Annotated in this window: 21 protein-coding genes and 1 other annotated feature; of the genes, 5 read left to right on the top strand and 16 right to left on the bottom strand. The window is 44.5% G+C overall.

From position 1 onward, the window contains the following. Positions 1-4 precede the first annotated feature (4 nt). Positions 5-1,288, bottom strand: coding sequence for an amidohydrolase family protein (locus tag EC328_RS01960; protein ID WP_128425246.1), 1,284 nt, complete (start codon positions 1,286-1,288; stop codon positions 5-7). After that, positions 1,285-2,271 (bottom strand): LacI family DNA-binding transcriptional regulator, encoded by a 987-nt coding sequence (locus EC328_RS01955; protein ID WP_164906004.1) that lies wholly within the window; start codon positions 2,269-2,271, stop codon positions 1,285-1,287. The genes EC328_RS01960 and EC328_RS01955 overlap by 4 nt, the downstream gene beginning before the upstream one ends. Positions 2,272-2,497: 226 nt before the next feature. On the opposite strand from EC328_RS01955, the gene EC328_RS01950 reads away from it, so the two are divergent. Next, positions 2,498-2,908 (top strand): universal stress protein, encoded by a 411-nt coding sequence (locus EC328_RS01950; protein ID WP_128425244.1) that lies wholly within the window; start codon positions 2,498-2,500, stop codon positions 2,906-2,908. A 162-nt stretch (positions 2,909-3,070) separates the two neighbouring features. Here the strand turns inward: EC328_RS01950 and EC328_RS01945 are convergent, their stop codons facing one another. The 3 genes from EC328_RS01945 to EC328_RS01935 are packed head-to-tail and all read right to left on the bottom strand — an operon-like array spanning position 3,071 to position 6,074. After that, positions 3,071-4,495, bottom strand: coding sequence for an amidohydrolase family protein (locus EC328_RS01945; protein WP_128425243.1), 1,425 nt, complete (start codon positions 4,493-4,495; stop codon positions 3,071-3,073). 17 nt (positions 4,496-4,512) lie between these two features. Continuing rightward, positions 4,513-5,652 (bottom strand): M20 family metallopeptidase, encoded by a 1,140-nt coding sequence (locus EC328_RS01940; protein WP_128425242.1) that lies wholly within the window; start codon positions 5,650-5,652, stop codon positions 4,513-4,515. A gap of 38 nt (positions 5,653-5,690) precedes the next feature. Beyond that, complete coding sequence (locus tag EC328_RS01935) at positions 5,691-6,074, bottom strand: VOC family protein (protein WP_128425241.1); 384 nt, start codon at positions 6,072-6,074, stop codon at positions 5,691-5,693. 154 nt (positions 6,075-6,228) lie between these two features. On the opposite strand from EC328_RS01935, the gene EC328_RS01930 reads away from it, so the two are divergent. Both EC328_RS01930 and nhaC read left to right on the top strand, forming a co-directional pair. Continuing rightward, positions 6,229-6,642, top strand: coding sequence for a universal stress protein (locus tag EC328_RS01930; RefSeq protein WP_128425240.1), 414 nt, complete (start codon positions 6,229-6,231; stop codon positions 6,640-6,642). A 184-nt stretch (positions 6,643-6,826) separates the two neighbouring features. After that, complete coding sequence (nhaC, locus tag EC328_RS01925) at positions 6,827-8,215, top strand: Na+/H+ antiporter NhaC (protein WP_128425239.1); 1,389 nt, start codon at positions 6,827-6,829, stop codon at positions 8,213-8,215. 142 nt (positions 8,216-8,357) lie between these two features. Here nhaC and EC328_RS01920 read toward each other — a convergent pair whose 3' ends face one another. From EC328_RS01920 to ilvC, 7 genes are all read right to left on the bottom strand, one after another. After that, entirely contained in the window at positions 8,358-9,329 is a 972-nt protein-coding gene (locus EC328_RS01920) for a 2-hydroxyacid dehydrogenase (RefSeq protein ID WP_128425238.1), read from the bottom strand. Positions 9,330-9,341: 12 nt separating this feature from the next. Further along, positions 9,342-10,313 carry a 2-hydroxyacid dehydrogenase gene (locus tag EC328_RS01915; RefSeq protein ID WP_128425237.1) on the bottom strand — a complete coding sequence of 324 codons (972 nt, stop codon included), beginning with the start codon at positions 10,311-10,313 and terminating at the stop codon, positions 9,342-9,344. A gap of 12 nt (positions 10,314-10,325) precedes the next feature. Beyond that, the gene (locus EC328_RS01910; RefSeq protein ID WP_128425236.1) at positions 10,326-11,552 is read right to left on the bottom strand and encodes a DUF401 family protein; all 1,227 of its coding nucleotides are present in this window, start codon (positions 11,550-11,552) and stop codon (positions 10,326-10,328) included. A 375-nt stretch (positions 11,553-11,927) separates the two neighbouring features. Next, complete coding sequence (locus EC328_RS01905) at positions 11,928-12,839, bottom strand: branched-chain amino acid transaminase (RefSeq protein WP_128425235.1); 912 nt, start codon at positions 12,837-12,839, stop codon at positions 11,928-11,930. A gap of 2 nt (positions 12,840-12,841) precedes the next feature. Then, entirely contained in the window at positions 12,842-14,500 is a 1,659-nt protein-coding gene (gene ilvB / locus EC328_RS01900) for a biosynthetic-type acetolactate synthase large subunit (RefSeq protein WP_128425234.1), read from the bottom strand. Between the two features lie 25 nt (positions 14,501-14,525). After that, positions 14,526-16,184, bottom strand: a complete 1,659-nt coding sequence (gene ilvD, locus EC328_RS01895; protein ID WP_128425233.1) for a dihydroxy-acid dehydratase — start codon at positions 16,182-16,184, stop codon at positions 14,526-14,528. Between the two features lie 19 nt (positions 16,185-16,203). Then, a complete protein-coding gene (gene ilvC, locus EC328_RS01890) occupies positions 16,204-17,196 on the bottom strand; it encodes a ketol-acid reductoisomerase (protein ID WP_128425232.1) in 993 nt (330 codons plus the stop codon). A gap of 207 nt (positions 17,197-17,403) precedes the next feature. On the opposite strand from ilvC, the gene EC328_RS01885 reads away from it, so the two are divergent. Beyond that, positions 17,404-19,059: a transposase gene (locus tag EC328_RS01885; RefSeq protein WP_128425231.1), complete on the top strand. Its 1,656-nt coding sequence runs from the start codon at positions 17,404-17,406 to the stop codon at positions 19,057-19,059. Here the strand turns inward: EC328_RS01885 and EC328_RS11895 are convergent. Both EC328_RS11895 and EC328_RS01875 read right to left on the bottom strand, forming a co-directional pair. After that, a complete protein-coding gene (locus EC328_RS11895) occupies positions 18,941-19,294 on the bottom strand; it encodes an ACT domain-containing protein (protein WP_420841491.1) in 354 nt (117 codons plus the stop codon). The genes EC328_RS01885 and EC328_RS11895 overlap by 119 nt on opposite strands. Before the next feature lie 79 nt (positions 19,295-19,373). Beyond that, positions 19,374-19,642: a binding site (T-box leader), on the bottom strand. Positions 19,643-19,748: 106 nt separating this feature from the next. Continuing rightward, positions 19,749-20,771, bottom strand: coding sequence for a homoserine dehydrogenase (locus EC328_RS01875; protein ID WP_128425229.1), 1,023 nt, complete (start codon positions 20,769-20,771; stop codon positions 19,749-19,751). Between the two features lie 173 nt (positions 20,772-20,944). Between EC328_RS01875 and EC328_RS01870 the strand changes: the two genes are divergently transcribed. Then, the gene (locus tag EC328_RS01870) at positions 20,945-22,324 is read left to right on the top strand and encodes a TraB/GumN family protein (RefSeq protein ID WP_128425228.1); all 1,380 of its coding nucleotides are present in this window, start codon (positions 20,945-20,947) and stop codon (positions 22,322-22,324) included. Positions 22,325-22,409: 85 nt separating this feature from the next. Here the strand turns inward: EC328_RS01870 and EC328_RS01865 are convergent, their stop codons facing one another. Together EC328_RS01865 and EC328_RS01860 are read right to left on the bottom strand one after the other, a co-directional pair. Then, positions 22,410-23,528, bottom strand: coding sequence for a glycerate kinase (locus EC328_RS01865; RefSeq protein ID WP_128425227.1), 1,119 nt, complete (start codon positions 23,526-23,528; stop codon positions 22,410-22,412). A 22-nt stretch (positions 23,529-23,550) separates the two neighbouring features. Then, the gene (locus EC328_RS01860) at positions 23,551-24,432 is read right to left on the bottom strand and encodes a DMT family transporter (protein WP_164906003.1); all 882 of its coding nucleotides are present in this window, start codon (positions 24,430-24,432) and stop codon (positions 23,551-23,553) included. Positions 24,433-24,463 lie beyond the last annotated feature (31 nt).

The following is a 24,463-nucleotide window of genomic DNA, read 5'->3' as shown; positions in this document are numbered from 1 at the left end:
TTTTTTAGTAACTAAGGCTGGTCTCTCCCTCCTTGGATTCGCCCAGTTCAATCATCCTGTTCTTAAGGTAGCTGATATCTTTGGATACGTCGTGCTTAAGTCTTCCTTCTCTCTTGACGAATACTCCCTTGGATATTACAGTGTCAATATTTTCTGATGTTGCACTGAAAATTATTGCGGCTAAAGGATCGGATGCAACTGCGGTCGATGGCTTGTCCAGATCCCATATGATGAGGTCTGCGCTGAATCCTTCCCTTATCTCGCCAGTATCAAATTCAAGTGCCCGATGCCCTTCCATCAGATATCCCCATACCTCTCTTAAAGGGAAAGAGGTGCTGTCCTTCATCAGGTATTTGCCCATCAGAGCAAGAAGTCTTGCCTGCTCCAAAGGATCCAGGGTATTGCTGCTGGCGGCTCCGTCGGTCCCTATCGCTATTTTGATCCTGTCCTTGAGGAAAGGAACATTTCCGAAGCCCATGTTCAGCTTGTAATAGGTTTTTGGACTTATTGCAAAGGTTGTGTTTTCATTGAGGAACAACAAGTCTCCCTCCTCAACGTAGAGACCATGTGCTACTATAGTCCTTCCCATAAGGACTCCTGACTTGCTGAGGAATTCAAAGGGCGTTTTTCCGGTTTCGATCTTTGACCTTATCACCTGATCCTTGGTCTCAGCAGCATGTATATGGACCTTTAATCCGCTTTTTACCTGGATTTCAGCAAGGGATCTAAGATCCTCCATGGAACAGGTATAGGGTGAATGGGGGCCAAGACTTACAACCACCCTGTCAAAGTCCCTGTATGTCTCCGAAAGCTCTATGGTCTTTATTAAGCCCTCATGAAATCTGCCGTCAAGAGAAAAGAGAGTTGGAGCTATGTCAAGGCCCATGTCCATCTCCAGAGCAGCCTTTACTATTTCTTCCGCAAACATATAATGGTCAGCAAAGACTGTCACTCCATTGTTCTGCATCTCGGCAATAGCTACCCTCGATCCGTGGTACGCATCCTCCGGGGTAAGCCGGTTCTCATAAGGCCAGATCAATTCATTGAACCACCTGTCTATTGTTACATCCTCAGCAAAGCCCTTGAAAATATTCATCGGTGAATGAGTATGCAGGTTCGCAAAGGAAGGCGAAACGTACTTCCCGGCACAATCCACCTCGATATCGGCTGACCATATGTCCGGATCGATTGCTTTTATCCTTCCATTTTCAACAACGATAGCCTTAGCCTCAGATACCTGACCATCACTGTGTATGATCGAGGGATTCTTCAGTACAATTCTATTCATCGGCAACTCATCCTTTCAATCAACTCCGGCTGAAGCACCACTGACTGCTCAGTCGTGCCTCCTTCGATCATTCCAAGGAGCACCATCACAGCACTTCCACCAAGCTTATATATGGGCTGTCTTATAGTCGTAAGCGGCGGATCGATATATTTCGAAAGTGCTATGTCGTCAAAGCCTATCACTGAAACATCCGCAGGAACATTTTTCCCAAGCTCTCTTAAAGCCTTGATTGCTCCAATTGCAATGAGATCATTCCCACAGAAGACTCCATCAAACTCCAGCTTCTTTGATAACTCCATGATTCCTTGATACCCTGTTTCCACATTAAAATAACCTGTATGTAGTCCTGACTTATCAAGCGGTATACCTCTCTCTGCAAGGATCGATGTAAATCCCTGATACCTTTCTGCGGCTGGCTTATTATCAAGCTCTGCAGTAATATGGACTATACTGCTGCAGCCGCTCTTTATAAGCCTTTCTGCTGCTAGCCTGCCTCCAGTAACGTTATCCACAGTAACTCTTCCGACTTTTTTTATGATTTTCACATCCCTGTCCACAAGTACTACTGGTGTAGTTACTGAGTCCAGCTTATCTCCAAGATTGCTGTGGGAAGCTGTTATAATAAGGCCGTCCACCTTCTTCTCCTGAAGTATCTTGATATACGTTCTTTCCTTAATCTCCTTGTTATCACTATTGCAAAGTATCAGAGAATACCCATGGTTGGCAGCGGCATCCTCGATTCCCTTAGCTACCTCCGAGAAAAACAGATTAGTAACATCGGGAATGATAAGGCCGAGAGTTTTGGTGTTTCTTATCCTGAGGCTCTTTGCAATCCCATTGGGGATATAACCCTTTTTTTCTGCTATATTCAGTATTCGGGTCCTTGTCTCGCTGCTGATATTCTGATCCTTCCCATTTAGCACCTTGGATACCGTAGCACTGGATACTCCTGCAATCTCTGCGATTTCTCGTATGGTGGTCATATCATAAGCCCCCATTGTTAATTTTGTTAAATATATTACCCCGATTATTCCAAGGGTAAACGATTACCTAAACATTATCATACTCCATTGATCCAATTAAGTGAACCCCCTCCTTTTTTTGTGAAAAATTTGATTTAAATAACGTTTGAAAGGCATTTTATGGGTATATGATTATTAAGAAAAGGCTAATGCTGTAAATGTATTTTAAGTACAGGAGGTGCGAAATATGAAAATCCTGGTTCCAGTTGACGGATCAGATTATTCAATGAAGGCTCTACAAAAAGCAAAAGAGCTTGGTGAATTTTACAAGGCAGAGCTTACACTTCTAACAGTAATTGACAGCGGTCGCTTTGTAAGCGTAGATTTCAAGCAGGACATGATCAACGCAAGCATTGAAGCGGGGCAGGAGCTACTGCACAAGTCTGCGCTGACTCTTGAGGGTTACCCCCACGGAGTTAAAACCACATACAGGATGGGCGACATAGCAAATGAGATCATTGCAATGGCAGAGGACAACAAGTTTGACCTTGTAGTTATGGGGAGCAGAGGTCTGGGAGTGTTCACAAGAGCACTTTTGGGAGGCGTGTCCCACAAGGTCGTAACACATGTGAATACATCGGTTTTCGTAGTTAAATAGGTTCAAAACAACAGCCGCAAGCCCCTGAGTAATCGGGGGTTTGCAGCTTTATTTATACGTTTATTTTTTTGTCTGCTCAATAATCGGAGGCTAAGTCGTTTTATCGGACCGCTCTCGGCCGCTTGGCAAGGAAATGTCCTCAAAACGATTAGCCTCCGATTTTTATAACTTGTTCTCCTCCATAAACCGAGCGTTGGTTCCTTTTATTTCGAAGAATTCTCTGGCTGCCCTTTTACCGATGCCCTCAGGGTACTGAGCTATCTCCTCCATGATTTCCTTCTGATCGACATTTACCAGCTCTCCATCTCTGTAGATCACCCTGCCATCGACAACTGATAAAACGACCTCATCTCCCCTGGCACTGTAAACAAGGTTAGGCACGATATTTCTCATCGGGTAGGTGTAAACAGGATACATAGAAGGCTTGCCAAGGTCTATTGCAATAAAGTCTGCTCTCTTGCCAACCTCAAGAGATCCTATCTCCTCACCAAGGCCCACAGCTCTCGCTCCTTCAATAGTTGCCATCCTAAGTGCCTTCCAGGCAGGCATTACCTCAGGGTTTGTGTATTTGATCTTATTGAATAAGGCAACCAGCTTCATCTCATTTATTATATTATGACAGTTGTTCCCCGGTGCCTGATCCGATCCAAGTGCAACATTGCCTCCTGCCGCCTGGAATGCCATTGATGGTGGAACTACACCGTCTATTATTCCTATCGATCCCGGACAAAGGATCATGGAGGCTCCACTCCTGGCAACAACCTCAGCCTCGTCGTCCCTGGCATCCGTCAGATGTACTGCAATCAGAGTCTCATCCAGGTAGCCTATCTCCTGAAGCCACTCTATTGGCCTCTTGCCATATCTTTTTACTATTTGATACGTCTCTCTGTCGCCCTGCTGAGTGTGCAGATGTATCTTGGTGTTTCTCTCCTTAGCCAGCTTCTGGATCTTAAGAAGCAGCTCCTTGCTTACGAAGTCAGGTCCTTGAGGTCCGAATAAGATTTTGAATCTTCCATCTCTCTTATTATGCCATTTGTCGAAAAGCTCAAGGTTTTCCTCCAGACTCTTTCTACCCATATCCTCATCATATTCATAGAGCTCCCCTGGTTTGTACACTCTTCTTAAGGCTTCGCGCACAGTAAAGGTTATATTACCCCTTGCACCGACCCGATCTAAGAAGGAGCATACGTCGTCCATGTTTCTTTCATAGTCGCCAATGGTTGTAGTACCTGCCCTTATGGCTTCAATTATGGCAAGCTTGCTTCCAAGATTTCTTTCATATATCGTGGCAACATTGTCAAATGGCTGAAGCCCGAACATCATCCAATTGTTGGTGTCCTGGGCAAGACCCCTCATTATTGCATAGCCTGTGTGCATATGGGCATCAATAAAGCCCGGGAATATGGCATGATGATCCATTTCAAGCGTCTCTTCAGCAGAGTATTGGGAGAATATATCCTCCTCACTCTCGATTGCCACTATCCTGCCTGAGTCAACTACCATTGCAACCCCTTCCGCATAGCCGACACCGTCGCCTGCCATTGTGTAAAAATGGGGTGCTTTCACAATCATATCTACTTTTTTCACACTACCCCTCCTTGTTTTTATTCTCCCCTAAACTCCTTCCACAGATCCTCCAATGCTCCGGGAGTGCCGTAAACGGCCTTTACAAATCTTGCTATTATCTCTCCTCCATCAAGAATCGCCTTATGGGTCCTGTCTTCGGTCATAGCCCTTGCAAATTCTACAGTATGCCCGTTAAACTCCTCCCCTATGCTGATATATGGATGGAATGAGGGACAAATACTGCTTACGTTGCCTATATCTGAGGACCCTCCTGTTAGATCGCCTAAATCAACTACAGGAAGCTTCATATCCCTATAAATATCTTCAAGGATCTTCTCTCCTGATTTTATCCTTCTCATACCGTCAAACTTCTCACCAAGCTGCTCAACAGAGTAGCTCGTCCTGGTGGCGATAGATGCTGCCTTGGCACAGTCCATTACCCACTGACTCAGCTCGTCCACATATTTTCTGTCCTTTGCCCTGACGAGCATCTCAACGACTGCCAGATGAGGCACCGTGTTTGATGCATCTCCGCCATTTTTGATGTAACCATGGATCCTCACGTCTTCCCTTACATGCTGTCTCATCATATCTGTCGCATCCATAAATAGTCTGGCGGCATTCAGAGCATTTCTTCCCTCCCAGGGAATGCTGGCGGCATGGGCAGGTTTGCCGTGAAAGCTGAATTCATAGGCATCGAGTGCCAAAAACCCTGAATAAAGTGCGTTCTTATTGCTCATGTGAATCATTATGGCAAAATCGTAACCGTCAAAAAAGCCATTATTGGCCATGGTCACCTTTCCGCCTCTCATTTCTTCGTCTGGAGTTCCGATTATATGGATTTCTGCAGGAATCTGATCTTTTATCTTATTCAAAACCAAAGCAGCCAATATACTTATAGATCCGCTGGCGCAATGCCCGCAGCCATGTCCTATCCCCCGCAAAGCATCGTATTCCGCAAGAATAGCTGCTTTCCTTACTTTTCCTTCGTTGATGACTCCCCTAAAAGCGGTCTCCATACCGGCAAATGGGTATTCCACCTTTATGCCATGCTTTGAAAGCAGTCTTACCATGGCACCTGAGGACTTATATTCCCCTCCCCCGATCTCAGGATTCCTTGCCATAAAATCATTTAATGACAATACCTCATCCTTAAAACTCTCAATTAACTCCCTCATGCTCCACCTCCATCCCAGTGGTTGTTTCCAAATATGGATTATTGCCTTTCTCTTACGATTTCGATATCGTAGCCATTTGGATCTGTTATAAAGTAATATCCCGGAGGGTCTCCAGGTAGTCCCATAAGCTCAGTAACCTCCAGTCCCATTTCAGTGTGCTTTCTGTGGGATTCCTCAAGGTTTTCAACTGAAAAAGCCATATGGCTGAAGCCGTCTCCAATAACATATGAAACCTCCCTACCATAGTTCCAGGTAAGTTCGATCTCAACATCTCTTTTTTCATCTGCAAGAAATACCAGGGTAAAGTCCTCGGGATATTCCTTTCTCCCTGTCTCTATCAATCCCAGTGCCGACTTATAGAAATCAACTGAGGCATCCAGGTCGTTGACCCTTATACATGTGTGCCTGATCTTATAGTTCATATAGCCCTCCTGTTTTGTTGTTTAGTATAATAATAGCAAATCACTGCAGACTGGTACAGTACTTTAGGAGTATATTTATTCCGAAAATAATAGTTTTAAAAACAAACAGGGTATATTAGTAGTAAGTAGAACCGCAAAAACAGGGGGTGTATTTATGAAAAAAATACTTGTTCCAATCGATGGCTCTGAGTGGTCCACTAGGGCATTGCTTAAAGCCAGGGAGATTGCAGAAGCATTTCTTGCAGATGTAACGATCCTAACAGTCATTGACAGCATAAGGTATCTGGATATGGATTACAAATTCGACGTTGTCAGAGACGGCATCGACTTAAGTAAGCAGCTCCTTGAGCAGTCAAAGAAAATGTTCGAGGGCTATGCAGGAAATGTGGATACAGCTCATATTATAGGAGACGTTGCTGAGGAGATCATAAGGTATGCAGAAAACGGCAGCTATGACCTGATCGTAATGGGAAGCAGAGGTTTAGGGGTATTTTCAAGGACGATCCTGGGCAGTGTCTCCCATAAGGTTATCCAGCACGCGAAAACGACAGTGATGATAGTTAAATAGCTTAGAAAAGCCCTGTTCAAAGCAGGGTCGCTTTTTTGTTTTGCGCTAATGCTTTAGTGTGACGGAATTTTCAGATAATGGTTGAAAGCTTGACAAAAATAGTGTAATCTATACTCATAACAATAATAGTTGTTATCACCTGAAATACGTTTTCAGGAACTAAATTTATTATAGGGGGGTACATATGAAAGAAAAGAAGCAAGCAACAATAGGTTTAGCACTGATACCAATTTTAGTACTTATCGTTTCCCTATTTGTTGGTATAGTCTATCTGGGTACGGATGCTCATATGCCAATTCTGATTGCTATTATAGTAGCAGCTAGTGTTGGGATTTTCGCGCTTGGTTTTGAATGGTCTGAAATTGAAAAGGGTGCCATCGAAACTATCCAGATGTCCATGCAGGCTATACTTATCCTGATGGTAATTGGTACTGTAGTAGGAACCTGGATCTTGGCAGGTACAGTACCAGCAATGATCTATTACGGATTGAAGATTTTATCTCCAGGAATATTCCTTGTGGCTACATTGATCATCTGCTCCATCGTTTCATTGGCAACAGGAAGCTCATGGACTACCGCTGGAACAGTAGGTATTGCACTGATGGGAGTAGGGCAAGGTCTTGGGATGCCTCCAGCAATCGTTGCCGGAGCAATCGTTTCCGGAGCATACTTCGGCGACAAGATATCCCCATTGTCAGATACAACTAACCTTGCACCCGCAATGGCTGGCTCAACACTGTTCGAACACATCAAATACATGCTCTATACTACAGTGCCAAGCTACTTGATAGCAATGGTATTATACGCAATTATTGGCTCCAGATACGCAGGAAACCAGCTTGATACCTCAAATATCCAGATAATTATGGATGGTATAGCTGCTAACTTCAATATTTCACCTTTGCTATTCATTCCACCGCTTGTAGTTATTGTTATGGTAATTATGAAGATGCCTGCGCTTCCAGGTCTTCTGTTCGGTACAATCCTTGGAGGATTGTTTGCAGCAATATTCCAGGGATCGAGCTTTGGTGATATCCTTAACACGGCTCACTACGGCTTTGAGATAGAGAGTGGAGTTGCTATGGTAGACGAGCTTCTGAACAGAGGTGGCCTCGACAGCATGATGTGGACCGTTTCCTTGATATTACTTGCGATGGTATTTGGCGGTATCATGGAGAGAACAGGAATGCTGCATGCAATAGCAGCTGTTATCCTGAAAATGGCTAAAAGCACTGGATCACTTGTTCTTGCAACTGTACTTACAAGTATAGCAATAAACATACTCGCGGCTGACCAATACCTGGCCATAGTTATCCCTGGAAGAATGTACAAGGCAACCTATGACGAAAGAGGACTCGAACCAAGACTTCTCTCCAGAACACTTGAGGACGCAGGTACACTTACTTCATCGTTGATCCCATGGAATACCTGTGGAGCTTACATGCAAAGCGTTCTTCTGGTATCGCCACTGGCCTATGCACCATATGCTTTCCTGAACATTATTAACCCAATTGTAGCGGTATTCTACGGTTACACAGGAATCACCATCAAGAAACCTTCAACAGCGAAGTAAATTCAGGCATTCAAAAACAGCACTCACGAAGTGCTGTTTTTTTGTTCAAATGATAGTTATTGTATAGACAAAAGTTGAAAGGGGAAATTAGCTGGCGACCAATGGTCGCCCCTACAACTATTCACTATTACTTATTCACTGATTACTTCATTTCCGGCACAATATTTTTACTTGTTCCGGTTTCGAGGACCTCTACCATTGATCTGGCAGCAGTCCACGCAAGATTTGCCATCGTCTGATGAGTCCCTGCTGCTATATGAGGTGTGGTCACCACATTCTTCATTGAAAGCAGTGGACTGTCCTTTGGCAGTGGTTCCTTCTCGAACACATCAAGACCTGCACCTGCAAGCTTCCCTGATTGAAGTGCTTTAATAAGAGCCTCCTCGTCAATGACCGGACCCCTGGAGGCATTGATAACAAACGAGCCTTCCTTCATCAAGTCAAGCTCTCTTTCCCCTATCAAATGGGCAGTCTCAGCAGTTAGAGGTGTAAGTGTCACAAGAAAATCAGCCTCCGCCAGAAGCTCATCCATGGGCTTGTAAGTTATTCCAAGCTCCTTCTCAACAGCTTCCTTCCTGCTTCTGTTATAGTAGATGACATCCATTTCAAAACCGAATTTTGCTCTTCTTGCAACAGCTTCACCGATCCTTCCCATACCTATGATCCCTAAGGTGCTGTGATGAACATCTCTTCCAAACAGCTCAGACATATCACCCTTTACCCATTTTCCCTCTTTGGTGAAAGTATCAAGCTCCGGAAGTCTTCTTGCGGCGGATATCATAAGACCCATTACAAAGTCAGCAACTGTCTCATCGAGGACTCCGGGAGAATGGGTGCATAAGACACTTCTCTTTTTCATTGCCTCCACATCACAATTGTTGTAGCCGACTGTTATATTGCTTGCCACCTTCAGTTTGGGAGCATGATCAAGGAGCTGGTCGTCGATCCTTAATCCAAGAATGACCATCCCCTCTGCGTCCCTGATCTTATCCTTTATGGTCTCCAGATTCACAGGCTTTGAAAAATCGAGTACCTTTAAATCACAGTGTTCTCTTACAAATTCGACTACGTCTTCCGGTACCGGATATGCTATTACAGCTTTAGGTTTACTCATATTCTGCACCTCCTACGAAAGTTCTGGCACTCTCATGCCAGAATTCTTACCATATAATTCATCTACTAAAGCCTTTGCAGCTGCCCAGGCCATTTCATCCCTGGTCTTTGTTGTTGCGGAGCCTATGTGAGGAACGGTTACAGCATTTTGAAGCCTTAATAGAGGATTATCAGCATCTATCGGCTCCTTTTCATACACATCCAGGCCAGCTCCAGCTATCCAGCCCTCCTCAAGAGCTTTGATCAGGGCCTTTTCATCCACCACCTGACCTCTTGATGCATTTATGAGAAATGCCGATGCTTTCATCAGTTTAAGTTCCTTTTCCCCCACCAGATGTGTCGTCTCAGGAGTCAATGGAGTCATAAGGAGGACAAAGTCTGATATTTTTAATATTTCTTCCATGGGTCTGTATACTATCCCGAGCTCCTCTTCAACCTCAAGCTTTCTGCCTCTGTTATAATAGCTGACATCCATGCCGAAGCCAAGCTTTGCCCTTCTGGCCACCTTCTCCCCGATCCTTCCCATTCCGATTATCCCCAGAGAACTGCCATGTATATCCTTTCCAAACAGATCAGAATTGTCAGCCTTTACCCAGGATCCTGACTTTGTGAATCGATTTAGCTCCGGTATCCTCCTTGCTGAGTTTAAAATCAACCCAAGTATCAGATCGGAAACAGTGTTATCAAGAACTCCCGGAGTGTTGGTTCCTATGATCCCCCTTCTTTTCATTGCATCAAGATCATAGTTGTTGTAGCCGACTGATATATTGCTTACCACCTTAAGTCTTGGTGCACTATCAAGGATCCTGTCATCGATCTTCATACCAACCTGGATTACTCCATCCACGTCCCTGATGTTCTCAAGAATACCCTCCAGAGTCTTTGGATATCTGAAATCCCATTTGACACATTCACAGGATCCCTTCAAAAACTCCTCTACATCTTCAGGAACAGGGTTTGCAATGAAAATCTTCGGTTTTTCCATAACATCTACCTCCTAAGCAAATAGCATCAATAACAGCAGCGTGGTCCCATAGATCAACAGTAGCTGCAGAATCGCATACAGCCTGTATTCCTTATAAAGCTCAAGGGTTCCCACCTTCATTTCTCCTAGAGTCAAAACCTGGCATAGGTGCAGCGGTGAGTAAAAGTAGCCCGCAAAGGATGCGGTCAATAAAAAGTAGACATATATATGGATCGAATTCATGCTCATTTCCATCATGCTCAGAAGCGGAAGAGTTATCGCAAGAGCTGATGTAGGATATCCAGTTATATATCCGAAAAAGATGGATACAATTGTGAACACGATCATTACACCTATGCCACTACCCATTCCTGAAAGTGCTCCTTCAACCAATGAAAGCATGTCTCCAAGCTGAAGGATTACATCCTTTAGTATCAATATGGACAAAACCATAAGCACGGTGTGTAGATTGAATGACTTTATAACTGTTCTCATAAAATCTTTCTTATTTCCTAAAAAGTAAACTGCAATAATGCTTCCAAGCATGGAAATAAAAAATGGCAGTCCGGTTATGACGTTGATAACTACTGATATATAGATAGGAATAGTCAAAATTAGAAGCTTTAGAATACTCCTGCCCCGGTCAGTACTTTTGACCTCCTTGCCATTCCCCGATCCTCTAAGATAAAGGTAGTACGCAATAGCCATAATACCTGCTAAAAAAGGTATACTGAAAGCTATGACCTTGTATATGTTTATCTCCGGGATAGAAGCCTTTACAAACAAAAGGACAGTCGAGAATGGCAGAAGAAACATGGATATATGTCTGAAAATCAGATTTATGGCAGCTCTTTTTGGGGGCTCGATATTCATTTCCTCACCAAGGCTGTTAATAAACGGGGCAGATAGAACTGCTCCACCCGGCACCACCAGAACACCTATCATTGAGGGTATGAGCATCATTACAATCTTCTTGTTGGATATTACCTTGAGCATAGTATTTACTATTCCATCCAGAATCCCGTAGTGCTTCATCAGGCTGCCAAGCATGCCGACCATTGCTACTGTAATTATAGTATCCAGGGAATTTGGATTAGTAAATATTTTAATAACTGTCTTGGCCAATCCATCAATACCTATCCCAGAGAGTAAGGATATTATTATGGTCACTACAAATATGGTATTGCTCAATTTCATTTTTTTCTTGATCAAAATTGGTATGAGTGCAAATGATGCCAGTGTAATAAGTAGCTGATTCATTTATTCTGCTCCTTTTGTATGTATTTCGTATACCTAATGATACCATAAAACCAAAAATTTATACATTGAAAATGTTCAATAAGTGGGAAATTAGAAAGCAATTGACAATGGACAATCAATAAATAAGCTAAGAACTAAGAGTGAAGAACTAAGAAAAGATCCTTCACTTCGTTCAGGATGACAGAAATGTTGTCATTCTGAGCTTCAGCGAAGAATCTTGAGTCTTAACTGGCGACCAATGATTATCCCTATTATTCATTATTCATTGTGAATTGTGAATTGTGAATCGTGAATTGTGAATCGTGAATTGTGAATCGTGAATCGTGAATTGTGAATTGTGAATCGTGAATTGTCAATTGTTCACTATTCACTGCCTTAATAGACCGCTGTCCCATACCCTTTGTACTTCTCATTCTTACCGGTTGCCACATCAAAGAACATATCGCGGAGCTTCTTGCAGACTTCTCCTTCTTTGCCTGTACCGACCTTCCTTCTGTCCACCTCGACTACAGCTGTTACCTCCATTGCAGTGCCGCTGAAGAATACCTCCTGAGCATTGTATAGCTCAGTCCTTGAAACACTTCTCTCCACTACCTCCATTCCCAGCTCCTCACGAGCAAGGGTCATTACTGTATCTCTTGTTATTCCCTCGAGGATATCATCTGAAAGTGGTGGTGTTACAAGTTTGCCTTTCTTGACAAGGAAAATATTTTCACCAGGGCCCTCGCATACTTTGCCGTCCTGAGTCAGGAATATTGCCTCATCGAATCCATTTTGCAGTACCTCGAGAGATGCAAGTGCTGAGTTAAGATAACCACCAGTCGCCTTTGTTCTTGGAGGGATCATATTGTCTGTGATCCTTCTCCAGCTTGAGACTGCAACTTTCAGTTCCGTTTTTCCTGAATAGCTTCCCAATGGCTGGCAGTAGATAACAAGTCTATTGTCTTCATCTTTAAGGGTCGGTGTAAGGCTGTTTGAACCCTTGTAAACCACTGGTCTTATGTATGTCGTAGTTTTAAAATTATTCTTCCTTAAAAGCTCAACCGTGAAATCGCATAGCTCCTGTACTGTGTAAGGAATGTCCATATAAAGTGCCTTGCAGGACTCCAAAAGTCTTTCATAGTGCTCCTTGAGTCTGAATCCGTAAAGCTGTTGTCCCTCTTCGTCCCAATAAGCCCTTATACCTTCAAAACACCCAAGTCCATAGTTGAAGGCTTTACACCTTATGCTTATGCTTACCTCTTCCTCAGGAACGATTTTGCCCTGATAAAATACCCAACTTGTCATATTTACACTCTCCCTTTCTCATATATCATTTCATTTATTGCTCTCCCTGCAGGAACGATAGGATAAACCCATTGATCCATGGGGAATTTGCATTCTATTATAACAGGTCTCCTCTCTTGCTTTGCCCACTTCAAGGCACTTTCAAGCTCCTCGTGATCAACCACTCTTCTTCCCTTGATGCCATAGGCTTCTCCAAGGGCCATGAAGTCGACCTCATCTCCCAAATCAGTTTCTGAAAAATTGTCGTTGCAGAACATTCCCTGCCATTGTCTGACCATTCCAAGTGTGTTGTTGTTGAACAAAAGGATCGTTATCGGAAGTCCATATTTGGATACAGTGCCCAGCTCGTTGCAGTTCATCCTGAAGCTCCCGTCGCCTGTGACGAGTACCACTTCTTTTTGAGGATTTGCAGTCTGGGCACCGATTGCAGCTCCAAGCCCATAGCCCATCGTTCCAAGGCCTCCGGATGAAAGCCAGGTTCTTGGTCTTTTGAAGCTCCAGTGCTGAGCGGTCCACATCTGGTGCTGACCGACATCTGTTACAACTATGGAGTCCTTAAAGTGCTCGTTGGCGTGCTTAAGGGCACTTACTGCACTCCATGCACCGTCAAAGGGAGTTTTTTGATCCTTTAGCTTTATTATATCATTATGCCACATGGAGCGGTCTTTTTTTTCTATACTATCTGAAATAACGGACAAAATTTCCTTCAGATCTCCTACGGCGTAGCCATCCACTGCCTTGTTCTTGCCTATCTCTGCTCCGTCTATATCCAGCTGAATTACCTTTGCCTTTGGACCAAAGGCTTCCGCCTTACCTATCACCCTGTCGCTGAATCTTGCTCCGATCGCGATTATAAGATCTGCATGACACATTGCCAGATTTGTCTCCCTGAATCCATGCATACCCACAAGTCCCAGTGAAAGCCTATGGTCCCTTGGAAATCCTCCAAGACCCATCAGGCTGTTTGCGACGGGAATATCGCCTTTTTCTGATAGCCTTAAGAGCTCTTCCGCCGCTCCAGAGGATATTACTCCACCGCCGCTGTAAATAACCGGTTTTTCAGATGCATCGATCATTCTTGCAAGCTCATTGAGGTCTCCTTCATTGTTAGGCCCTCTACAGTCAATATCATCATCCTGAGTGACATACTCTGACTCAGCCATCATAATATCCTTTGGAATATCTACAAGGACCGGTCCCTTCCTGCCGGAATTTGCTATCCTGAAGGCATCGTGGATAGTAGGAGCGATCTCAACTACTCCCTTTACCTGATAGTTGTGCTTGGTTATGGGCATGGTTATTGCGGTTATGTCCACCTCCTGGAAGGAGTCTCTTCCGAGAAGCGACGAAGCTACCTGCCCGGTTATAATAACCATCGGGACTGAGTCGGCATAGGCAGTTGCGATCCCTGTAACAGTATTGGTAGCCCCTGGTCCGGATGTAGCTATGCATACGCCTACTCTCCCGCTGGACCTAGCATAGCCGTCTGCAGCGTGTGAGGCACCCTGCTCGTGGCTGGTAAGTATGTGCCGGATCCTTTCTCTATACTTTGTATATGCATCATAAAGAGGGATCACTGCACCTCCCGGATAGCCGAAGATAGTATCCACACCCTCTCTCAAAAGACTTTCCATCACTATTTCTGAACCCTTCAGTCTCATATCTCCATCTCCGCCTTCTAATATTCTATGGTATACACACCGCCCCTGTTGAAGCAGACTTGACTATTTTTTCATACTTTTTAAGATATCCGAATACCTCATTAGGAACGTAATTCCAATCCTGTTTTCTTATTGCAAGCTCATCATCTGATACCTCAAGGTCCAGTGAGCCCTTCATCATGTCTATATTTATCCTGTCTCCCTCTTTTACCAAGGCTATGGTTCCGCCAAGCGCCGCTTCAGGCGACACGTGACCGATCGATGCTCCCCTTGTGGCTCCGGAGAACCTGCCGTCTGTTATCAGGGCTACATCCTTGTCAAGACCCATTCCTGCAAGTGCTGCAGTTGGTGAGAGCATCTCCCTCATACCAGGACCACCCTTCGGTCCTTCATACCTTATTACCAAAACCTCGCCCTTATTTATCCTTCTGCCAAGTATTGCATCCACTGCTTCCTCTTCGCTGTCGAATACCCTGGCAGGTCCTGAGTGTACGAGCATTTCAGGTGCTACCGCTGACTTCTTGACTACAGCTCCGTCTGGTGCAAGGTTCCCTCTAAGTACCGCTATCCCGCCAGTTTCACTATATGGCTTGTCTATTGGCGCAATAACCGTTTGAGGCAGCTCCTTTACTTCCTTAAGGACATCGTCAAGGCTTCTGCAGGTAACGTTCTTTACATCCAGCTTAAGAAGATTCTTTTTGCTAAGCTCCTTCATTACCCTTGGTATCCCGCCAGCCTCGTAAAGATCTTCAATATGGTCAGGTCCTGCAGGACTCAGTCTGCAGAGATTAGGAGTTGCCATACTTATATCATTTATAATATCAAGGTTGATTGGGACCCCTGCTTCATATGCTATGGCTGACAGGTGCAAAACTGTGTTTGTAGAGCAGCCAAGAGCCATATCAACTACCAGTGCGTTGTGGAATGCGTCCTCAGTCATTATGTCCTTTGGTCTTACATCTTTTTCGACCAGCTCCATGATCTTCATCCCTGAGTATTTGGCAAGTCTCATCCGCTCCCCGTAAACTGCTGGTATGGTACCATTTCCGGGAAGTGCAAGCCCGAGAGCCTCTGTCATGCAGTTCATGGAGTTTGCCGTAAACATCCCAGCACATGAGCCGCAGCCAGGACAAGCGGAATCCTCCATCTCAAGGAGCTCTTCCTCGCTCATGTTTCCTGCTTTTACAGCTCCTACAGCTTCAAACATACTGCTTAGATCTATGTACCTTCCCCGGTGTTTTCCTGCAAGCATCGGGCCTCCGCTGACAATAATCGTTGGGATGTTGAGCCTTGCTGCAACCATAAGCATCGCTGGCACGACCTTGTCACAATTGGGAATCATAACAAGTCCGTCTAGCCCATGTGCCATAGCCATTACCTCCACGCTGTCAGCAATAAGCTCCCTGCTTACCAGAGAATACTTCATCCCCTGGTGATTCATGGCAATCCCGTCGCATACTGCAATAGCCGGGAATTCAAGCGGCGTGCCGCCGCTCATTAGTACGCCTCTTTTAACTGCCTCTGCAACCTCTCTCAGGTGCTTATGACCAGGGACGATCTCATTAAAGGTATTTACAACACCGATAAGAGGCTTTTCAATCTCCTCAATCGTCAGTCCAAGAGCCTTCATCAATGATCTGTGAGGGGCCTTCTCAACCCCAGATTTTACACTATTGCTCCTCATATTGATTTACCGCCCCTTCCTATTTCTTAAGCCAGCTCATCATCTTTCTGAGCTCTCTTCCTACTACCTCCATGGGATGATCTTTTTCGATCCTTCTCATGGCGTTGAAGTAAGGTCTGTTTGCTTTATTCTCAAGGATCCAGTTCTTTGCGAAGGTTCCATTCTGAACCTCTTTAAGTACCTTTCTCATCTCATTTTTGGTGTCTTCAGTTATTATTCTGCTTCCAGTAACATAATCTCCGTATTCAGCTGTATCGCTTATTGAATGTCTCATGTAGCTAAGACCGCCCTGATTAACCAGGTCTATTATAAGCTTCATCTCATGAAGGCACTCAAAATATGCGCTCTCCGGCTCATAGCCCGCTTCAACCAACACCTCAAAGCCTGCCTTCATAAGTGCAGTTACTCCGCCGCAAAGAACTGCCTGCTCTCCGAACAGGTCTGTTTCAGTCTCTTCCTTGAAAGTCGTCTTAAGCACTCCAGCTCTTGCTCCACCGATCCCGGCTGCATATGCAAGCGCTACATCCATTGTGTCACCGCTTGGATCCTGATATGTAGTGACAAGACAAGGAACTCCCTTTCCTTCCTGATACTGGCTTCTTACCGTATGCCCAGGTCCCTTTGGAGCAACCATGAACACATTGACATCCTCAGGAGGAACTATTTGACCGTAATGTATGTTGAAGCCATGAGCGAAAGCAAGATACTTTCCTGGCCTAAGTGCTTTCTTAATACTCTTTTCATAGAGCTCTACCTGCTTTTCATCGTTGACAAGAAGCATTACGATATCTGCCCACTCAGCAGCATCTCCGGAGGTTGTAACCTTTAGTCCGACCTCCTCAGCCTTCTGCCATGATCTGCTCCCCTCATAAAGTCCTACCATGACCTCCACTCCGGATTCAGTAAGATTGAGGGCATGTGCATGTCCCTGGCTTCCATAGCCTATTACCGCTACCTTCTTGCCGCTAAGTACCTGCAGATTACAATCATTTTCATAATAAAGCTTCGCCATTTTACCTCTCCCTTTTTTAATTATATTTTGGTTTAGGTGTCAAAAGTACTTTTCACACCCAAGTACAATCATAAAAATCTTGTCCAACTAACAGCAACGACCATTAATGTAACTGAAAAACGCCTTAGAAGCATTGCAATATTAACATTTTCCGACCTATTTGTGATATAATAAAGGTATCACAGGTAATTCGGAAAGGTGGATATTATGGCTTTTAAACCCAATGCTGTCCAACAAATCAACATGGAAGATGCGCTGCTTAACCTCCCGCCACGTGTTAAGAAATTTGTTGAGAAATCATGGTCCGCCGGTTTTTCAGAGATCATTTTTCCACAGATTAACGAAAAACGGTTCGCGGTCTTGTACAGTGACAATCCGGCTACCCGACCCAACACGCCTGTCAATGCCATCATCGGTGCGTTGATCATTAAAGAACTGTTTAGCCTAACTGACGAAGACCTGCTGGAATCCATCCTGTGCGACGTACGGTTTCAAGTAGCACTACGCACCACCAGTTTCAAGGAACAACCCTTCAGCGACCGCACCTTCAGCCGATTTCGTGAACGATTGTACTATCACGAACTGAACACCGGCGAAGATTTACTAAAAGAAGAAATGGTTGATCTGGCCGAAGCCTTTCGAAAGTACCTAAACATCGAACCCACTTTAAAACGAATGGACAGCCTGATGGTGGCCTCTGGCAGCAAGAAGATGAGCCGCCTTGAAATTTTGTACACCTGTGTTGCCAACTTGGTAAAGCAGCTTCATAAAAACGGTGAAACAACATTGGTGCAACCCCTGCAGACCTACCTGAAAGAAGAACACCGAAACCAGATCATCTACCACCAGCGCCATGAAGACCTGGACCAACGCCTGAATGCTGTTATCCAGGATGCGAAACACCTGATGGACCTGGTGCCGGTAATAAGCCAACAAACAGAAGCTTATCACCACCTGGTCCGAGTGATGGAAGAACAAACCCACACCGATGACACAGGAACGACCATAGCTAAGCCGAAAAAAGATATCTCGACCCAGAGTATGCAAAACCCCTCCGACCCAGACGCCACCTTCCGCTGGAAAAGCGGCCAGAACCATAAAGGCTATGTGGCACATGTCGTTGAAACCACAGGTAAAGAAGGCAGTATGATCACCGCCTACGAATATCAGCCCAACACCCACAGCGACAATGAGTTTTGTCGAAAAACCATCGAAGAGATGGGCCCTCAGAAAGAGAAGACCACCCTGGTAGCTGACGGAGCCTATGCCAGTACCGAGAACACCTTAATGGCAGAAGCCAACAACATAGATCTGGTGACCACCTCCCTCTTGGGAAAAGCCCCAAATGAAGTACAAGCCCATTTCAAACTCGATACCGAGAATCATAAGGTGTTAAAATGCCCAGCTGGGAAAAAACCATACAAAACTTGCTATTACCAACAGACAGGAATCTATCGGGCCTCTTTTACACTGAGCGCCTGCCAGGATTGTCCGCTACGAAATCAATGTGGCATGAAACCCCAAAAGAAATCCAACTACGTGATGATTACCGAAAAAACGGTTCAACGGGCCGAATATCTACAAAAGTATTCTCTGCCAAAATACCAGGAACTGGCAAGAATACGAAACGGAGTGGAAGGCATACCCTCCGTCCTTAGGCGCAAGCACCATGTTGATCAAATGCCTGTCCGGGGTTATCTGCGCTCAAAAATGTGGTTTGGGTTTAAAATTACAGCAATCAACGTTAAAAGAGTGTTGAAAAAGGTAAGACAGGACCGTTTTCTTCCGGATATCTTGACAAATATTCAAGACATTTGGGAAACAATGTTTTCAACTCAACATTTTGTAAGATTGTGGGCTTAAAATCGGCTGTTTTGACACTACAACCATATTTTTCAATTAATTGAAATACGTCTTGAAATCTTCTCATCTGCATTATTATGTTGTCCATTTCATCATCATTTGCACCAAGTGTAATGACAAGAGTCGACATTGAGGAATCCTCATCAAGCTCCAGGCTAAGGCTCTTGACTTCACAGCCTCTTCTTTTCATAAGTCCTGTTATTCTCATTAGCGATTCTGGTCCGTTTTTAACCATTGCATGCAGTGTCTTTGTCATTTTCTTCTTCCTCCTTTTAATAAATAAAAAACCTCCGTCACTGAAACACTAAACGTGTCTCAGGGACGAAGGTCTATTCGCGGTACCACCCTATTTTCCAGCACTCTCGCGAGGGCTGACTCATCAGGCCCAAAGCATTGCTTTTAGCCCTAGCCATATAACGGTGGCACATCCTGTTTCTCAGGATTCCCGGTCTCGGCTACTTTTCTCATTTCGCCTCGAAAGCTCAGGAGTGATTATCCCTGTACACCTTGATCCCGGCTCTCACCCTGTGCCGGTTCTCTGTTATCAAAGCTATTACAGTCTTGTCTCCATCATTGCTGCTTCAGTATGTTAAATTAAAATTGATTCTATACTCTTTTCTGAAAAGAGTCAACACCTTTTTTAAAAAATTATAATTTTTTTGAATGATTCAATTGTTTTCATTTTTATTTCATTTGATTTTGCTCCATATCTGCAGCAAATCCCTCAGTAAGGAAGCAGCGGCTCCTTTTAAATTGGATGCTCCACCAAGGACCGCAACCTCTCCCAGGGTATCGGTCAAATATTGGATCCCCTTATTCTTCCCGTTGACACCAAAGAAGATATCATTTTTGTCGACAGCCTCCGGAGCAACAACTAAATTCCAGCTATTTCCTTCCCTTTGCACCTTCCCAATAAGCTTAATCTTCTTGCCTTGTGCAATAGCTTTATTTACGTCTTCAAGTTTTAGATTTTGTATGCCCTCGATGCTGGCATCCTGAAGCTTTAAATTTGAACCCATAAGGGCATTTGTAATTATTATAAGCTTTATTGCCGTATCCCAGCCCTCGACGTCCATGGCGGGATCCGTCTCTGCTATACCCTCCTTCTGGGCCTTACCAAGAGCTTCGATATATTCCAGGCCTTCCTCCTCCATCAAGGTCAATATGTAGTTGGTTGTTCCATTAAGCACTCCTCGTATTCCTGTTACCCGTGCCCCCAAAAGATCATACTGCCCGCTGCTTATGGTAGGGAGCGCACCACCTGCCGTACAGCCGATACCAAGGCTCACTCCCATAGTATCCGCAAGGTCCTTAAGTCTTCTATAGTAAAGCATTACAGGGCCCTTATTTGCCGTGACTACATTTACTCCCCTTCCAAGTGCAGACAGGATATGGCCTAGTGCAGGCTCACCGGTAGTCTTGTCAGTTGGAGTCGCTTCAATAAGAAAATCCAGATTTGCAACATCAAGAAGACCGTGGATATCTCCTCCCTGGAAGCCTCCATCAAGAAGAGAAAGGTCCCTGGATGTTTCCAGATGATCGAGGAGCTCCCTTAGATCGATTCCTTCTTCTCTATAGCATCCGGAGCTGCTGTTTAGCACAAATACTATTTTCGGCTTTACCCCCATCGTAATAAGCTCGTCACTTTTTTCGATCAGTAGCGATATTAATGCTCTTCCTACCCCGCCAAGCCCTATTATTCCAATCCTCATCCTAATCCTCCTCACTGAAGATACAACTTAGTTAGCTTCATTATACCCCTGCGATGTCCATATTGATACAGCAAAGGGCAGGGAAAAGCCACTATTATGCTCTCCATTTTTTGACATATAGTTCGCAATAGGGGATAATTAATATGTAACCAAAGAAAGGGGATGACCTGGCAATGAAAAATCATGTATCGAATAAGAAATTTCACGTTCTTCTTCTGGCATTACTTCTGGTGTTTTCATCCTTCACATCAGTTTGGGCGAATGAAGCACCGATTCCTGATTTCAGTCCGTGGGCACTAGAGGATCTTAACGAAGGTGAAAGATATGGACTGTTTGATCCTTCGTGGTATTATGACGGATTCCGGGATCAGATAACTACCGAAAGAGCCGATATGATACTAAGCGGAATTGAAGAAAGACTTGAGGCATTAGGTTATGAAAGAACTGCAGTCGAAACTTATTTGATCCCCGAGATGCCTTTGGCAAGGGGAGAATTTCTGACACAGCTTTATAATATTTTGGAAAAGTTCGGGTTGGAGCTTGATGGGACACCTGAGGAATATTTCACCAAGATGGGAGTTCTTAGAGGCACTGGTACCGGAAATGCCTTGGATGCACCCTGTACATCGGAGCATGGCGTAATTTTTGGAACAAGGCTCGTTGAAGCAGTTTACAACGAGCAAGATGCAGGATCAAGAGGATTTATGTGGTTGGCGGAAAAGGGAGGTAATAAGGTCTACCTTCTTGGCTCCATACACATTGGTGATAATCTGGTATATCCGGTCGATAATTCTATAAAGGAGGCCTTTGGAGAATCACAAGCTCTGTATGTTGAGGCAAATCTATTCGACCAGTCAGGTGGGATGGAGTATTTCATGGAGAAGTCCATGTACCAGGATGGAACCTCAATAAGGGATCATATACCGGCTGAGCTTCATGAAAAAGTGATCAAGGCTCTTGAGTTGTATGGAATACCATATGAGGCTTATTCAACCTTTAAACCGTGGAGTCTTGCAAACAATCTAAACGCGATCCATACCTCAAACTCAGACAGCCTTGAGGATGGCCAACAAGCGGCTATGCTTGGCATAGACTTATATTTCATGACCAAGGCAATGCTTATGGGAATGCCGATAGTTGAGCTCGAGGGAATAGCCTTCCAGGCTGATATGTTCGATGGACTGTCAAAGAAGGTTCAGGTAATGTACCTGGAAAGCATTGTTGATGCAATACTTGATCCTACTGATGAAGGCGATGAGGAACAGGATCTTCTGAAAGAATGGTTGATCCAGTGGCAGAAGGGTGACTACGAGAGCTTCACTGAGAGCTACGCGGACTCAATGGAGGAAGAGGATGAAATCTCCAGGGAGCTTGCCATGATGTTGTTTGGCGAAAGAGATGAGAATATGGCAAATAAAATAATGGAGCTGCTCGATGCACAAGGAGAAGCTACCTACTTCCTGGTTGTCGGAGCGGGACACTTCACTGTTGAGAACTCAATTATCGACAGACTGAAGGCTTCAGGGTATAATGTTCAGTATATAGCCAAATAATCAGGACACCGGGGACGGTCCTTTTTGTCTCGAATTGTTACTTTTCCGTAATAATCTGGGACAAAAAGAACCGTCCCCGATGTCCCTAAATCATTCTTGCGATGCGTTCTCCTGTATCAGCAACTAATCTCCTGGCATCTTTCATGGCTTCCTCAAGCGTCATTGGCCTGTCGATAACCGGCAGTATAAGCTTTACTCCGGTCTCATAAAGTTTTTCATAGCCCTCTCCCAGACCACCTGCAATTGCTATTACTGGTACTCCCTGTGTCATAGCCCTACTTGCAACCCCTGATGGTACCTTTCCATAGGCGGACTGACTGTCGATCCTGCCTTCTCCAGTTATTACGAGATCTGCTCCCTCAAGCTTACTCTCAAATTGGAGTAGATCAAGGATCATCTCTATACCTCGTTCAAGCCTTCCATTGCAAAATGCCACAAGACCGGCACCAAGTCCACCAGCTGCTCCACTACCCGGCATATCGATAATATCCAACCCCAGTGTTTCTTTTATCTTTTCTCCATACCTGAGAAGATTGCTGTCAAGCATCTCAACCATTTCAGGATCCGCTCCCTTCTGTGGCCCATAGACTCGTGAAGCGCCCTTAACTCCACATAGAGGATTGGTTACATCAGACATTATGATAACCTCTGCCCCATCCAGCAACTCAGTCCTTCCTGAGATATCTATAGTCTCAAGGTATTTAAGGGCGCCTCCGCCAAAGACTATCTCATTGCCACTTAAGTCCTTAAAAGACACCCCCAGCGCCTGAGCCATCCCCACTCCCCCGTCGTTGGTTGCTGAGCCTCCAATGCCAATATAAATCCTTCTGCAGCCCATCCTGAGAGCCTTAAGGATCAGCTGTCCTGTTCCGAAGGTCGTTGTGTTCATCGGATCAAGCTTTCCATCCTTAACCAGTGTCAGTCCTGATGCAGCTGCCATCTCGATTATAGCCTCTCCTCCCGGCAGGACGCCAAAGCTTGATGTAATAAGGTTTCCTGAGGGTCCTACAACCTCAGCGGTTATCAGTCTTCCTCCCAGGCCTGTCACTAAGGTATCCACTGTCCCTTCTCCGCCATCAGCCACTGGCAGCTTTAATATCTCAGCTCCCGGATATATCCTTCTTATACCAGTCTCAAGACTGTCTGCCACCTCTGTGGAGCTTAATGATCCCTTAAAGGAATCCGATGCAATCACGATTTTCATAAATTATACCTCCTATATTGAATCATTCTCCGCCCCAATGTCCTATCCCAGATGACCTTACCTTGTTGAACAGACGCTGGAAATACCCGCTTAAGCCGGCAACCGCGCCAAAAATTATTATTATTCCCAGCTTGATATTGTCAGTAAAAGGCTCGCCAAGAAAAAGTACACCTATGAGCGCTGCCATAAGTATCCTGGTGGTAGACACCAGGGAACCAGTAGCTGAATCCACATATTTGTATCCCCAGGTCAGAAATACCTGACCCAGTATGCCAAGCAAGGCGGATGCCAAAATATATGGCAAGGCTGCATTATCAAAATTCATGAGCTCATTAAATGCCAAAGGAGTGTTTATTATAAGCCCGATATACATAATATAAAGGATAATTGTATCTCCAGTGTCGTGCTTCCTCGCCTCGGTGAGATATAGGGTTCCAAGACCGGTTATCCCTGCTGATGAGAAAGCTATTAGGTCTCCAGTATTTATATGATCGAATGAGGGTTGAGAAACGAGGTATACTCCAAACATTATAACAATAAGGTATACAAAGCTTGACGGTCTTATCCTCTCACCGGTCACAAAAGGAGCGAGTATAAGTACAAAAACCGGATATGTAAGATTAAGCATGTTGGTATTGGTTATCGTTGTATAGTTTATAGAAATCGTGAACAGGATTATTCCAAATGCGTTCAACACGGCTCTTATTATAACAGGCTTTGGCTTGTTGGCTTTAAATGTTGCTCCTTTATACTTCATGTAGATGGAAATAAGGATCGCTCCGATGAAAAACCTGAAGAAGCTTGTGACTATTGAATTCATGTCAGTTGTAGTTGTGACCAGCTTGCCGAAGAATGAGCTTAATGTGAAGAAAAGCCCCGATGCAAGGATTATTATTATGCCCAATTGAGTCATCTCCTTTGCTATACATTGAATT

Source organism: Gudongella oleilytica, from assembly GCF_004101785.1.
GTDB lineage: Bacteria > Bacillota > Clostridia > Tissierellales > Tissierellaceae > Gudongella > Gudongella oleilytica.
Note: the sequence above shows the minus strand (reverse complement) of the source record. Positions and strands in the feature narration are given on the sequence as shown.